Origin of the sequence: Solidesulfovibrio alcoholivorans DSM 5433, assembly GCF_000702665.1 — a bacterium.
Taxonomy (GTDB): domain Bacteria; phylum Desulfobacterota; class Desulfovibrionia; order Desulfovibrionales; family Desulfovibrionaceae; genus Solidesulfovibrio; species Solidesulfovibrio alcoholivorans.
This window is the reverse complement of the sequence record NZ_JNJA01000017.1, coordinates 12,036-24,638: the sequence shown is the minus strand read 5'-3', so window position 1 is coordinate 24,638 and position 12,603 is coordinate 12,036. Positions and strand designations below refer to the sequence as shown.

Annotated in this window: 11 protein-coding genes; 8 read left to right on the top strand and 3 right to left on the bottom strand. The window is 65.2% G+C overall.

All coding sequences use genetic code 11. The features are described from left to right. The first annotated feature begins 417 nt into the window (after positions 1 to 417). Genes Q368_RS0119510 through Q368_RS0119485 form a run of 6 tightly spaced genes read left to right on the top strand, consistent with a single transcriptional unit; the run spans position 418 to position 5,703 of the window. Entirely contained in the window at positions 418 to 2,337 is a 1,920-nt protein-coding gene (locus tag Q368_RS0119510) for an NADH-quinone oxidoreductase subunit 5 family protein (protein WP_029460724.1), read from the top strand. Beyond that, positions 2,334 to 3,185, top strand: coding sequence for a respiratory chain complex I subunit 1 family protein (locus Q368_RS0119505; RefSeq protein WP_029460723.1), 852 nt, complete (start codon positions 2,334 to 2,336; stop codon positions 3,183 to 3,185). Before Q368_RS0119510 ends, Q368_RS0119505 begins: the two co-directional genes overlap by 4 nt. A gap of 24 nt (positions 3,186 to 3,209) precedes the next feature. Beyond that, a complete protein-coding gene (locus Q368_RS0119500) occupies positions 3,210 to 3,653 on the top strand; it encodes an NADH-quinone oxidoreductase subunit B family protein (RefSeq protein WP_029460722.1) in 444 nt (147 codons plus the stop codon). Positions 3,654 to 3,709: 56 nt separating this feature from the next. Next, positions 3,710 to 4,075, top strand: coding sequence for an NADH-quinone oxidoreductase subunit C (locus tag Q368_RS0119495; RefSeq protein ID WP_029460721.1), 366 nt, complete (start codon positions 3,710 to 3,712; stop codon positions 4,073 to 4,075). Between the two features lie 12 nt (positions 4,076 to 4,087). Further along, the gene (locus Q368_RS0119490; RefSeq protein ID WP_029460720.1) at positions 4,088 to 5,317 is read left to right on the top strand and encodes a hydrogenase large subunit; all 1,230 of its coding nucleotides are present in this window, start codon (positions 4,088 to 4,090) and stop codon (positions 5,315 to 5,317) included. 17 nt (positions 5,318 to 5,334) lie between these two features. After that, positions 5,335 to 5,703, top strand: a complete 369-nt coding sequence (locus tag Q368_RS0119485; protein ID WP_029460719.1) for a 4Fe-4S binding protein — start codon at positions 5,335 to 5,337, stop codon at positions 5,701 to 5,703. A gap of 86 nt (positions 5,704 to 5,789) precedes the next feature. Here the strand turns inward: Q368_RS0119485 and Q368_RS0119480 are convergent, their stop codons facing one another. From Q368_RS0119480 to Q368_RS0119470, 3 genes are all read right to left on the bottom strand, one after another. Then, positions 5,790 to 6,668 (bottom strand): DNA polymerase III subunit delta', encoded by an 879-nt coding sequence (locus Q368_RS0119480; protein WP_029460718.1) that lies wholly within the window; start codon positions 6,666 to 6,668, stop codon positions 5,790 to 5,792. 441 nt (positions 6,669 to 7,109) lie between these two features. Next, positions 7,110 to 8,426, bottom strand: coding sequence for an adenylosuccinate synthase (locus Q368_RS0119475; protein ID WP_029460717.1), 1,317 nt, complete (start codon positions 8,424 to 8,426; stop codon positions 7,110 to 7,112). A gap of 3 nt (positions 8,427 to 8,429) precedes the next feature. Then, the gene (locus Q368_RS0119470; RefSeq protein WP_029460716.1) at positions 8,430 to 8,795 is read right to left on the bottom strand and encodes a hypothetical protein; all 366 of its coding nucleotides are present in this window, start codon (positions 8,793 to 8,795) and stop codon (positions 8,430 to 8,432) included. A 150-nt stretch (positions 8,796 to 8,945) separates the two neighbouring features. On the opposite strand from Q368_RS0119470, the gene Q368_RS0119465 reads away from it, so the two are divergent. Together Q368_RS0119465 and Q368_RS0119460 are read left to right on the top strand one after the other, a co-directional pair. Next, a complete protein-coding gene (locus tag Q368_RS0119465) occupies positions 8,946 to 10,223 on the top strand; it encodes an IMP cyclohydrolase (protein WP_029460715.1) in 1,278 nt (425 codons plus the stop codon). A gap of 244 nt (positions 10,224 to 10,467) precedes the next feature. Next, positions 10,468 to 12,591, top strand: coding sequence for a ribonuclease catalytic domain-containing protein (locus Q368_RS0119460; protein ID WP_029460714.1), 2,124 nt, complete (start codon positions 10,468 to 10,470; stop codon positions 12,589 to 12,591). Positions 12,592 to 12,603 lie beyond the last annotated feature (12 nt).

Genomic DNA, 12,603 nt, shown 5'->3' with positions numbered 1-12,603 from the left:
GCTCTGGCACTCGCCATGAGGGAGTGCTAGCGGCAGGCGGGAATGTATCTAACCACATCGCAGTGAAAGGCAAGAGGCGAAGCGCAAAAAAAATTGGATTGGGCGCAAAAAAATACGGGCCGGATAATCTTTTGAAAACACGTGATTTTTCATAATTCCGACTGTGGTAGTGCTTGTTTTTGCCAACGGAGGTGCGGCGGGGAGGCGCTTTTTCCCTGGAAAGAAGCCCTTGTGAAACGAATCACGCTATTGCACGCACTGGCATTTTCTTATAAGACGCCTAAACTTGACGCTCTCCTCCATGGGGCCTAGAGATTTCCAAAGCAGGCGATCGCATTGCTCTTGGATTGCTCTGCCTCGCGGCGGGGGGAGGGCGTGTGTCCATGGCGGTCCCCTTAACTTTTTTCCGAGGTGCCTATGCTCGACACGTTGGTCTTTGCGACGGTGCTGCTGCCATTCCTGGTCGCAGCCGTGTTGCTCGTTTTGCGACAGCAAAACGTGCGCAAGGTCATCCTGGTGGCCACGGCGGGAGTGCTCATCCTCGCGTCGCTGGCAATGCTGCGCGGCGGGGCGTTCATCCTGTCGCCGGCCCCGCTGTATGACTCGCTCGTCACCCTTGGCGACTTCGTCATACTGCTCGTGGTGCTGTGCGTCGGCTTGAAACGCAAAAACCAGATCATCATCTGGCTTACGGCGGCGCAGATTCTCGGTCTCATCTGGCTCGATTTCTTCATGGTCGAAGGGCACGGGACCACCCCGGCCTTTTTCGCCGACGACCTGAGCCTGATCATGGTCTGCATCGTCTCCATCGTGGGTTCGCTGATCGCCGTCTACGGCATCGGCTACATGAAGGAGCACGAAGAGCACCTGCACCTGGCCAAGTCGAAGCAACCCCGTTTCTTCTTCTTCATCGTGTTGTTCCTGGGTGCCATGAACGGCCTGGTTTTGGCCAACAACCTCCTGTGGATGTACTTCTTCTGGGAATGCACCACGCTGTGTTCGTTCATGCTCATCGGCCATGACGACACGGAGATCGCCCGCAAGAACGCCGAACGCGCCCTGTGGATGAACGTGCTCGGCGGCGCGGCCTTCCTGTTCGCGCTGATCGTCCTGCAGAAGGTGGCCGGCACCCTGTCCCTGGCCGACATCCTGGCCCGCGGGCCGGAATTCGCCGTGGCCGGCGGCGCCATCCTCATCCCCATGTTCCTGCTGGTCTTCGCCGGCATGACCAAGGCCGCCCAGGCCCCGTTCCAGAGCTGGCTCACGGGCGCCATGGTCGCGCCCACCCCGGTCTCGGCCTTGCTGCACTCCTCCACCATGGTCAAGGCCGGCGTGTACCTCATCGTGCGCCTGGCTCCGATCTATGCCGGCACGTACCTGAGCAACTTCATCGCGCTGTTCGGCGCCTTCGTGTTCCTGGCCACCGCCGCCCTGGCCGCCGGCCAGTCCAACGGCAAGAAAGTGCTCGCCTACTCCACCATCTCCAACCTGGCGCTGATTATCGCCTGCGCCGGCATCAACACCCCGGCCGCCATCACCGCGGCCATCCTGCTCATCATCTTCCACGCCATCTCCAAGGCCCTGCTCTTCCTGTGCGTGGGAGCCATCGAGCAGAAGATCGGCTCGCGCGACATCGAGGACATGCGCGGTCTCTACGCCCGCATGCCCCGCACGACGATCATCACCATCATCGGCGTGCTCACCATGATGCTGCCCCCCTTCGGCATGCTCATGGCCAAGTGGATGGCCATCGAGTCCGCCCAGGGACAGTTCCTGGTCATGATCATGCTGGCGCTCGGCTCCGGCCTCACCGTGCTCTTCTGGTGCCGCTGGGCCGGCATCCTGCTGATCTCCCCGTTCGGCAAGCCCCAGCCCGAGACCCAGGACTGCTCCGTGCGTTTGCCGCTCGTCATCCTGGCGGCCATGGCCGTCCTCGTCAGCCTGGTTTCGCCCTTCGTCTACAACGGCCTGGTCGCCCCGGTGGTGGCCATGTACTACAAGGCCACGGCCTACGCCGTGAGCTACGGCAACCTTGAATCCGCAAGCGGCGTGTTCATCGTCTACCCGCTGTTCATCCTGCTCGGCCTCGGCTTCTACTATGCCGTGAAGCAGTCGCGGAAGGTCACCGCCGCCCAGGTGTCCGCGCCCTACATGTGCGGCGAACAGGAAACCGTCGACGGCAAGCCCGGCTTCCTCGGGCCCCTGGGCCAGCATGTGGCCGCCGCCTCCGGCAGCTACTACCTCGAGCAGTTCTTCGGCGAGGCCGTGCTGACGAAGTGGATCAACGTCGTCGCCATGGCCGTACTCGTGATCATGCTTTTCGGAGGCGCCCTGTGATCGCCAAAATCATTATCGCCATACTGGCCCTGGTCCTGGCCCCCATCGCGGGGGCGCTGATTTCCGGCGTGGATCGCCGGGTCACCGCCTGGTTGCAGTCCCGCTATGGGCCCCCCATCCTGCAGCCCCTTTACGACGTGTTCAAACTCCTGGGCAAGGAGCCCATGGTCACCAACACCTGGCAGGCCCTTTGCGCCTACGTCTACGTCGTCGGCGCGGCGCTTTCCGTGGTGTTGCTGTTTACCGGCTCCGATCTGCTGCTCATCTTCTTCGTCCTGACCGTGGGCGCGGTGTTCCTGGTCATGGGCGCGCTCGCCTCGCCTTCGCCCTACAGCCAGGTGGGCGGCCAGCGCGAACTGCTTCAGATGCTGGCCTACGAGCCGCTTTTGATCCTTGTCTTCGCCGCTATCGCCATGGTGACGGGCAGCTTCAAGGTGAGCGCCGTCTTCGAGCTCAAGCACCCGATGCTCTACGACATCCCGCTCATGTTCATCGTCCTGGGCTACGCCCTGACGATCAAGCTGCGCAAATCGCCCTTCGACATCTCGGCCTGCCACCACGCGCACCAGGAACTCGTGCGCGGTGTGTACACCGAGTACTCCGGCCCCTACCTGGCGATGATCGAGATCGCCCACTGGTACGAGGTCATCCTCGTCCTCGGGCTGTGCGCGCTGTTCTGGTCCACGAGCGTCGTCGGCATGGTCGTCCTGGTGGCCCTGACCTACCTGGCCGAAATCATCGTGGACAACGTCACGGCCCGCCTGACCTGGCGCTGGATGCTGCGTTCCGCCGTAGGCGTGGGCGTCATCCTCACCATCGTCAACATGCTGTGGCTCTACGCGCAATAACGGCCGTCCGCCCAAGGAGAAACCATGTTCGGCAACATGATCAATAAAGGACGCATCAAGTCCCCGTGGGTGGTCCACTTCGACTGCGGCAGCTGCAACGGCTGCGACATCGAGGTCCTGGCCTGCCTCACGCCCATCTACGACATCGAACGCTTCGGCATCATCAACGTCGGCAACCCCAAGCACGCCGACGTGCTGCTGGTCACGGGCACCGTCAACCAGCGCAACAAACACGTGCTCAAAAACATCTACGACCAGATGCCCGGACCCAAGGCCGTCATCGCCATCGGCGCGTGCGGCTGCACGGGCGGCGTGTTCCGCGAGGCCTACAACGTGGTCGGCGGCGTGGACAAGGTCATCCCCGTGGACGTCTACGTCCCGGGCTGCCCGGCCCGCCCCGAAGCCATCATCGACGGCGTCGTGGCCGCCCTGGAAAAGGTCAAGACCCTGCTCGGCATGACCGCCTAGGCGGCCGGCCGCGTAAACGACCCAACCGGGGCGCCGCCCCGCACAAGGATACCAACGTGCTCGAAACCATTCCGCTGTCGCTTGACGCCGTGCGCGACGTCGCCAAGGAGTGCTTCGACGACGGTTGGCGGCTGGTCACCATGTCCGCCAACCAGATCGACGACGCCAACTTCGACGTCATCTACCACTACGACAAAGACCTGACCATGAAGCACTACCGGCTGACCGTGCCCAAGGAGACCGTGGTCCCGAGCATCTCGCCGGTCTACTTCGCCGCGCTGCTCGTGGAAAACGAGATCCGCGACCAGTTCGGCATCTGCTTCTCCGACATCGTGCTCGATTTCGGTGGAGCCCTGTACCTTGAAGAAGAAGTCCGCGCCATGCCTTTCTGCAAGGTCAGCGTGGCTCAAAAACAGAGCTAACGAGGGAACCTTATGGCCCGTACCATATTGCCGTTCGGACCGCAGCATCCCGTCTTGCCGGAACCGCTGCACTTGAAGCTCACCATCGAAAACGAGACCGTCATCGAGGCGCTGCCCACCTTGGGCTATGTCCACCGCGGCCTGGAAAAACTGTGTGAGATCCGCGACTTCAACCAGATGATCCAGATTGTCGAACGCGTCTGCGGCATCTGCTCCTGCCTGCACGCCCTGTGTTACTGCGAGGGCGTCGAACAGATCATGGGCGTCGAAGTGCCGCGCCGCGCCAAGTACCTGCGCACCATCTGGGGCGAGCTGCACCGCATGCACTCCCACCTGCTGTGGCTCGGGCTTTTCGCCGATGCCTTCGGCTTCGAGAGCCTGTTCATGCAGTTCTGGCGCATCCGTGAGCGCATCATGGACATCATGGAAGCCACCTGCGGCAACCGCGTCGTGGTTTCGGTCAACGTGATCGGCGGCGTGCGCCGTGACTTGTCCCCGGAACAGTGCCAGTGGATTGAACAGCAACTGGCCATCTCCGAAAAGGAGCTCAAGCAGCTCTCCGACACCATCCTCAGCGACTACACCGTCAAGAAACGCACCGTGGGCGTCGGCGTGCTCACCAAGGAGCAGGCCTACCAGCTGGGCGCGGCCGGTCCTACCCTTCGCGGCTCGGGCTGGGCGCAAGACGTGCGCCAGACCGGTTACGCCGCCTTTGGCGAAATCGGTTTCGAGCCCATCGTGGAATACGGCTGCGACTCCTACGCCCGCAGCGCCGTGCGTTTCCGCGAGACCCTCCAGTCCATCGACCTCGTGCGCCTCGCCATCGCCCGCATGCCCGCCGGCGAAACCGCGGCCAACGTCGCCGGAGCCATGGAGGACGACACCCCCACGCCCGTCTCCGCCGGCGAGCGCCGCGACATCATGCAGGCCTACAACCGCGACAAGCGCCACCGCTTCGTGTCCGCGCCGCCGCCCAACCTCGACCTGCCCGCCGGCCACGTGGCCGCCAAGGTCAAGGGCAAGCCCGACGGCGAGGCCGTCACCCGCGTGGAACAGCCCCGCGGCGAACTCCTTTACTACATCAAGGGCAACGGGTCGAAGAACATGGAGCGCGTGCGCATCCGCACTCCCACCTTCGCCAATATCCCGCCGCTTCTGGCCATGTTGCCGGGGTGCGAGCTGGCCGACGTGCCGGTCATTGTGCTGTCCATCGACCCCTGCATCAGCTGCACTGAACGGTAAAAAAGGAGCTTCCTTCCATGTTCAACATGACCAAAAACGTCGTCACGAACCTGCTGACGAAAAGTTCCACCCGGCTTTATCCCATTGCCGTGCGGGGCCATTTCGAAGGGTTTCGGGGGACGCTCGTCTGCAATGTGGACGAGTGCATCTTCTGCCGCTCCTGCATGATCAAATGCCCGTCCCAGTGCATCACCGTGGACAACAAGGCCGGCACCTGGGCCTGCGACGCCATGGCCTGCGTGTACTGCGGCGTGTGCGTGGACGTCTGCCCCACGAGCTGCCTGTCCATGACCAAGGAGCACCGTCCGGTGGCCACCGAGCACCAGACGATCTTCCTCCAGGGCGTGCCCAAGAAAAAGAAAAAGGAAGAAGCCGCAGCCGAATAGTTCGGCCGCTTCCGCGCAAAAAAACGCCCGTCGCCGGTTCGCCGGCGGCGGGCGTTCGTTTTCTGGGGAAAAATCCGCGCTGGCGCTCAGCGCCGCAGCCACAGATAGGCGCGCGTGGCCAGCCGGTCCAGCACCACTGCCGGATTGACCGCCAAAATGAGCGCCTCCTGGCTCTCCGCCAAAAGCAAGTCCAGCCGTCGCGCCACGTCCGGATCGTAACACGCCCCGAGCAGCGCCCCGAGTTCCGTGTTCTCGCGGCCGGCCAGGAATCCGGCCAGCTCCCGCGACAATTCCGTCAACACCCGCTCCGCACACGTGCGCGTCGGCCGCCCCTTGGCCGCCGTGAACCAGCCCCGGCCCGTGCGCCAGAACGCATGCAAACCGTCCAGAAGCGGCCAGGGATCGTCTTCGCCGCCGCCGGCAGCCGGCTCCGCCGTGTCCGGCCAGGCCAGCGTCATCACGAACGAACGCGAAACCAGCGTCGGGAAAAGCCGTTCCCGCTGCGGCGCAAGCAGCACGAACACGTTGCCGGGCCTGGGTTCCTCCATGGCTTTCAAGAGCGCGTTGGCCGCCTCCTCGGTCAGCCCCTGCGCCTCGGCGAGCAGAATCACCCGCTTGCCCGACCCGCGCGGCGGTTCGCCCACCAGCACGCGCACCTCGCGCATGGCGTCCACTTTGATCGATTCGGAACCGCCGTCGAAATACTGAAAATCCAAGAAGACGTTTTCCAGAATCTGCAAACACGCCGTGCAGGTCCCGCACGGCGGCACCGCGCTTTTGCAATTGAGCCGCGCCGTGAAATACAACCCCACCGCCGCGCGCTCCTCGGCCGAGCCGCCCTCCAGAATCACCGCCTGCGGCACGGCCCTGGCCAGCGCGTCCAGCCCGGCCAGCACATGCGCCTGCCTGGGCGATACGCCGAATATGGCGGCTGCGGGGGAGAGGGAAGGGGAGATGGCAGACATGGGGTTTCGCTGGGTCGTTGGTTCGTGGGTCGGTTGGTAAGTCGGTTAGTCGGTTGGTCGGGTGGGTGTGAAAGAGCAGGGCGCTGCCCTGCAACCCCCCCGGGGGGATCATCCCCTCCGAACCCCCTGTCCGGTGCAGCCGGGTGGGAGCTCGGCCGTGGGCGGGAGTCCTTCGGCGATGCCGTCGCTGCGCTCCAGGCTCGCCGGCCAAATTCCGGCATCGCAGGCCCGTCGCCCCTTCGGGGCGAGTTTGAAGGAATTTTGCTTTGGAAGCCTCGTAAAGACAAAGACCTTAAAGGAACTTTTCTTCAAATGCGGCGAAGCGCCGCACGCCAACCACGCCTCCACCCGCTTGCCAATCCCCCGCCAAGGGGGGGCCGGGGGGGATTATCCCCCCCGGCCGCCGGAGGCATCTTCCACTTCCAGCTTTTTCTTTCTTCCCTATCCTCTAATAATCGTCTGTTTTCGGTCGGGGCCGACGGAGAGGATGGAGCAGGTGGTTTTGAGCGACTGTTCGATGCGCGACACGTATTCGCGCGCGGCGAGCGGCAGGTCTTCCCAGGCGGTGATGCCGGAGAGGTCTTCTTCCCAGCCGGGCATGGTTTCGTAGACCGGCTCGACGTGTTCGAGCGCGCCTTCTTCCTGGGGCGGGTATTCGTGGATTTTGCCTTTGTAGCGGTAGCCGATGCAGATTTTGACTTCGTAGAGGCCGCTGAGGACATCGAGTTTGGTCAGGGCGATATCGGTGGGGCCGGAGAGGCGGGCGGATTCGCGCAGCAGCACGAGGTCGAGCCAGCCGCAGCGGCGTTTGCGTCCGGTGGTGGCGCCGTATTCGCCGCCTTTTTCCTGGAGGTAATCGCCGATGGTGCCGAAGAGTTCGGTGGGGAAGGGGCCCGAGCCGACGCGGGTGGTGTAGGCTTTGACCACGGCCACGACGCGTTTCAGGATGTCGGGCGAGCAGCCGCTGCCGGCGGCGGCCTGTCCGGCCACGGTATTGGACGAGGTGACGAAGGGGTAGGTGCCGTGGTCGATGTCGAGGTGGGTGCCCTGCGCGCCTTCGAAGAGCACGTCGCCGCCGGCGGCCAGGGTTTTCTGGATGACCGAGGAGACGTCGCCGAGGTAGGGCAGCAGGCGCTTTGCCACGGGAGCGATGGTTTCGGCCACGTCCCCGGGGTCCAGGGCGGGCATGTCGTAGAGCTTGGTGAAGAGCGTATTTTTTTCGATCAGCGCCTGGGCGATCTTTTTGGCCAGCAGTTCCGGGTCGGCGAAGTCGCCGGCCCGGATGCCGATGCGGGCCATCTTGTCCTCGTAGCACGGGCCGATGCCGCGGCCGGTGGTGCCGATCTTGCCGCCGGCGCGCAGGGTTTCGCGCGCGCCGTCGAGCAGGCGGTGGTAGGGCATGATGACGTGGGTCTTGCGCGAGATGGTGAGCCGCTCCGGGGTGACGTGCACGCCTTTCGTGGCCAGGGTGTCCATTTCGCGGCACAGCACTTCCGGGTCGAGGACGACGCCGTTGCCGATGAGGCAGGTCTTGCCGTCGTGGAGGATGCCGGAGGGCATGAGGTGGACGATGGTTTTCTCGCCGCCGACGACCAGGGTGTGTCCGGCGTTGTTGCCGCCCTGGAAGCGGACCACGGCCTTGGCGGATTCGGTGAGCAGATCGACGATCTTGCCCTTGCCTTCGTCGCCCCATTGGGCCCCGTGTATGACGATGCCCCGGCCCGAGCCGGCGGCCTGCGGGTTGCGATATTCGGCCATGGCCTATGACTCCCCTGTATCCTTGGGTCGAAACGCGAGGACCTTGCCCCGGTGCGGCTTGGGCGCCGCCGGTTGCGTTTCGGGCTGCCGCGCGGCATCTGGTTCCGGCGTCGCCTGGGCGCTCGCGTCGGCGGGCGCCTCGGGCGGTGCGGGTTGTCCCGGCTGGCGGCTTTCGGCCCAATGATGGTTGAACAATTGATTTTTGAAGCGCATCCCCTGGATCATGGCCAGGACCAGGACAGATTCCTCCCAGCGTTGGGACGGCTCGAACCGGCCCACCGCCTCGGCGTATTTGTCCCAAAGGGCCATGAGCGACGCTTCGTCGAAGGCGCGAAGCTGCCTGGCCATCTTCAACAGTACCTGTTCCACGATCACTCCCTACACCACGCGAGATGCCGCCAGAGCACCGGCGGACAGGCCTTGTTAGCAGAAACGCCCCGGGCTTCCAAATGCAATTTGCCCCGTGCCGCCGGCTGTGCTAGGCATCCCTCGCACGTTACTGCAAGGAGCCGTCACGCCATGAGCGATCTCAAGAAAATGTACACCACCATGGTCGAGGACCCGTTTCCGGCCGAACTCGTGATCCGGCTCGGCGAAGCCGAACTGACGTTCGCCAAGCGGACGTGGACCATCGACGGCCAGGAAAAGGGCCTGCGCTACGGCGAGAACCCGGACCAGCCCGCCGCGCTCTACGCCCCGAAGGCGGGGCGGCTGACGCTTGGCGGCGTGGAGTTCCGCGGCCCGGGCGACGGCCTTGTCTGCGCGGCCACGGAAGAGCATCTGCTCCAGTCCGGCAAGCACCCCGGCAAGACCAACCTGACCGACGTGGATAACGGCGTCAATATTTTGCAGTACCTGACCGCCAAACCCGCCGCCGTCATCCTCAAGCACAACAATCCCTGCGGCGCGGCCTGGTCCGACGCGGGGCTGTGCGCCGCGTTCGAGGCCGCGTTCGCCTCGGACCGCATCGCCGCCTTCGGCGGGGCCATCGTGGTCAACCGCACCCTGGACGTGGCCACGGCGGAGAAGATCAACGCGGTCTATTTCGAGGTCGTGGCCGCGCCGGACTACGAGCCCAAGGCGCTCGAGATCCTCAAGTCCAAAAAGAACCTGCGCATCTTCCGCCTGCCGGGCCTTGCGGCCCTCGACAAGCTGGTGGGCCAGCCGTTCCTTGACTTCAAGTCCCTGGCCGACGGCGGGCTCGTGCTCCAGTTCTCCTTCCGCAACCGCATTCTTGCCGCCGTGGACTTCCTGCCGGCCACGGCCACGGACAAGGCCGGCACGACGGTGACGGCCCGCGCCCCGTCGGACAAGGAAGCCGAGGATCTGCTTTTCGCCTGGGCCGTGGAAGCCGGCGTCACGTCCAACTCGGTCATCTTCGTCAAAAACGGGGCCACGGTGGGCATCGGCACGGGCGAGCAGGACCGCGTGGGCGTGGTGGAACTGACCATCCACAAGGCCAAGACCAAGTACGCCGACGGCCTCGCGTTCGCCGCGTGCAACCTCTCGCTTTATGAACTGACGCTCAAGGCCAAGACCGACGCCGAAGCGGCGAAGCTCCTGGCCGACATCCGGGCCAGGACCGAAGCGGCCGGCGGCGGGCTCATCGGCTCGGTGCTGGTCTCCGACGGCTTCTTCCCCTTCCGCGACGGCGTGGACCTGTGCATCGCCGCGGGCGTGACGGCCATCGCCCAGCCCGGCGGCTCCATCCGCGATCCCGAAGTCATCGTTGCCTGCAACGAAGCCTCGCCGCAAGTGGCCATGGTGTTCACGGGCCAGCGTTCGTTTCGGCATTGATTGAGAAGAGAAGACACCTCCGGCGGCCGGGGGCATGATGCCCCCCGGACCCCTCGACGGGGGGGACTGGACAGGGATTTCGTAACACGGTAGGCCCGGTCCCCTTTATCATCATTATTTATAGAACCCCCCTTTAAAAGTTTTTGGGGAGGGAGGGGGGCCGGGGGGAGGGGACCCTTTTTTCCTAAAAAAGGGTCCCCTCCCCCCGATTCCTCTTTTCCCTTCCCTAAAGGATATACATCGCATGGCGTTGGAGCGGTATGCCGGGCCGGGGTGTCTGGTGGAGTACATGCAGGGCAATCAGGCGCAGGTGGCCTGGGTGCTTGAGGAGGCCTCGGGGCGGCTGCGGTTGTACACGTTGACCAAGCGCGAGGAGAAGATGGCGCTTTCGCGCGTGTTGCCCTGGATGGGGCCGCGCTACGACGGGGCCAGGGACCGCAGCGAGATCCTGGAAATCCTCACCGCCTGCCAGGCCAGGCGCGAAGCCGCGGCCAAGGCCATCGACCCGCTGGAGTTGTGGGAGCTCTCCCAGGGCGAGGTGCGCGAGGAGAGCGCGGAGTGGTTCGCGGGGCTCGTGGGCGAGCATCCCGACGTGGACGCCGTGGCGGCCATGGGCCGGGCGCTGCTCGGGTGCAAGACCCATTTCAAGTTCCATCCGCCCAAATTCGAAGTCTTTCCGGCCGAGCTCGTGGAGCGGCGCATGGTCGAGGCGGCCCAGGCCGAGGAGCGCGAAAAGGTGGTCGTGGCCGGCCAGGCCTTTTTCAAGGAGCTGTGGCAGGGCTGGCTCTCCGGCGACCGCAAGAAGGCGCAGGCGCTGGCGGCGAGGCTCGATCCCGAGGCGGGCAGGCGGCTTGCCGAACTGCTCAGGCGCCTGATGGCCGACGCCGAGGACGCCGAGGCGGCCACGCTGTGGGCCATGCTGCGAAAGGGCCTGCCCGAGCATCCCCTCCAGGCCTACATCCTGGCCACGCAGTGGGGCATCGTGCCCCCGCATTACAACTATCTGCTCGACCAGGCCGACTACGCCCCGGGCGACGACTGGTGGCGGCCGTTCGCCGCCGAGATCGAGGCGCGCAAGGCGGGCCTGGCCTCCCTGGCGCGCGACCCCGAGCCCCTCGCCTTCGTCAGCGTCGATTCCCCGACCACACGCGACATCGATGACGCCTTTTTCGCCGAGGCGCGGGAGGACGGCGGCATCCGGCTCGTGCTGGCCCTGGCCGATCCGGCCCTGGACTGGGATTTCGGCGGCCCCCTCGATGCGGCCGTGGCCGCGCGCGCCTCGAGCCTCTACCTGCCGGAGGGCACGTACCACATGCTGCCCGAGGCGCTCGGCACCGGGCTATATAGCCTGCTCGCCGGCGAGGTGCGCCCGTCCCTCGTCATGGAGTGGGAGTTCGACGCGGCCGGCGAGACGGTCGGGTTCTCCATGCGCAAGTCCTTTGTGCGCGTGGCGGAAAACACCACCTACGCCGCGGTGGAGGCGGCCCTCGACGCGCCGGATGTCCCGGAGAACCTCGCCCTGGGCTACAAGCTGGCCGCGGCGCTGCGGCAAAAGCGCCTGGAGCGCGGGGCTGTCATCATCGAGCGGCCCGAGCCCGACATCATCCTTTCCGGCTATCCCGAGAACACGACCGTGGAGATGGGGCTTTGCCCGTCCTATCCGCGTTCCCAGCTCATGGTCAGCGAGTTCATGATCCTCGGCAACACGGCCGCGGCGCAGTACGCCGTATCCCACGGCGCGGCCATGCTCTTTCGTACCCAGGATGCCACGCTGCCCCCCGAGATCCGGGGCGTGCACGACGATCCGCCTTCCATCCAGCGCGTGGTGCGCGAGCTGCCGCCGACGTTGACCGAGCCCGATCCGAGGCCGCACGCCACGCTCGCAGCGACGGCCTACGCGCCCGTGACCTCGCCGCTGCGGCGTTACGCCGACCTCGTGAACCTGGCCCAGCTCGAGGCCCTGCTGCGCACGGGCGCGCCGCGCTGGAGCCGGGGCGAGCTCGAGGCGCGGCTGCCGGAACTGTCCTCGCGCATCGAGGCAGTGGGCCGGGTGCAGCGTTTCCGCCCGCGCTACTGGAAGCTGCTTTATCTCCAGCGCACCTGTCGCGAGCGCACCTTCGAGGGCATCGTGGTGGACCTCGGCGGCGGCGGCTTCGTGTCGCTGTCCCTGCCGGACATGCAGATCTACGTGCGCGCTACGCGGGACACCCTGGGCGACGCGGTTTACATCGGTCAGAGGTATGCGCTACGTCTGGGCAAGATCGACCCGCTCACCAACGAATTGCGGGTTTTCGGCGCGGAGGAGATTCCGGCCCGGCTGCCCGAAGGGGCCGAGGCCTTTTTCATGACTGCCGGCGGGACGAAGTAGCCGGGGGGACGA